Origin of the sequence: Burkholderia sp. E168m23, assembly GCF_016586125.1 — a bacterium.
Taxonomy (GTDB): domain Bacteria; phylum Pseudomonadota; class Gammaproteobacteria; order Burkholderiales; family Burkholderiaceae; genus Burkholderia; species Burkholderia orbicola.
The window spans coordinates 1-1,176 of the sequence record NZ_BCPP01001432.1; the positions used below are offsets into that span (position 1 = coordinate 1).

At 69.3% G+C, this 1,176-nt stretch carries 2 protein-coding genes; both read left to right on the forward strand.

The genetic code is table 11. The features are described 5' to 3' along the window. The first annotated feature begins 17 nt into the window (after window positions 1–17). Entirely contained in the window at window positions 18–626 is a 609-nt protein-coding gene (locus JMF90_RS37910; protein WP_011549557.1) for a hypothetical protein, read from the forward strand. A 107-nt stretch (window positions 627–733) separates the two neighbouring features. Beyond that, on the forward strand, window positions 734–1,176 hold a 443-nt coding region (locus JMF90_RS37915), incomplete at its 3' end, for a gamma-glutamyl-gamma-aminobutyrate hydrolase family protein (protein ID WP_201326427.1).

Here is a 1,176-nt window from a genome sequence, read left to right on the forward strand (position 1 = left end):
ACGTGGACTGATCGCCGATGAAACCGCTGCTGCGAGCCGTGCTGATCGTCGATGCCGTGCTGCTGCTGGCGTTCGGCGTGCTGTTCGTGCTGACGCCCTGGCAGGCGCTGTTCGACGCGCTGCAACTGGCGAACATCCAGCCGGCGATGCTCGGTCAGGCGTTCGGCATCGCGCTGCTCGGGCTCGCGTGGCTCGCGTTTCATGCGGCGTTCAACGGCGACCTCACGGCGCCCGTCGCACGGGCGGTCGGCCATGTGAACTGGCTGACCGGCGTGCTGACGGTCGTGTGGTCGATCGGCACCGGCAGCGGTCCCGCGCTGGCGGCCGCCGGCCGGGTGCTGTCGGCGGTGGCCGGGGTCGCGCTGATCGTGCTCGGTCTCGGCGGCGTGCGGCTCGCATCGGCCGTGCGTCGGCGCGAAAGGGCCGACAGGGCGCAGGCGCTCGAGGGCCGGGACGCGAGGCGTCCGGTCGAACCGGCGTCGGCCTCCACGCAGCCGCCGCGGGTCGAGCCGGTCGTCAGCCGCCCGGTGGCGCCTTCGGCACCGGTCGCCGCAGGTCCATCGGCCGCATCCGATCGCGCGTCAGGCAGCGTCGCATTCGACGCGCGCCCGCCGTCGCAGGATTGACCGGCGATGCGTCGCGCGAGCCGCCTGCCGCCCGACGCCGCTGTCCATGCTTTTGACGCAGCGCTTCGTGCGCTGCTTTTCTTATTCTCTTCATCCCGTCCGCAGCCATGCACGACAAAATCCTGATTCTCGACTTCGGTTCGCAAGTCACCCAACTGATTGCACGGCGCGTGCGTGAAGCGCACGTCTACTGCGAAATCCATCCGAACGACGTGTCCGACGACTTCGTCCGCGAGTTCGCGCCGAAGGCGGTGATCCTGTCGGGCAGCCACGCGAGCACGTACGAAGACCATCAACTGCGCGCGCCGCAGGCCGTGTGGGATCTCGGCGTGCCGGTGCTCGGCATCTGCTACGGCATGCAGACGATGGCCGTGCAGCTCGGCGGCAAGGTCGAGTGGAGCGACCATCGCGAATTCGGCTACGCGGAAATGCGTGCGCACGGCCATACGCGCCTGCTCGACGGCATCGAGGATTTCACGACGGCCGAAGGCCACGGGATGCTGAAGGTCTGGATGAGCCACGGCGACAAGGTGGCCGAGCTGCCGCCGGG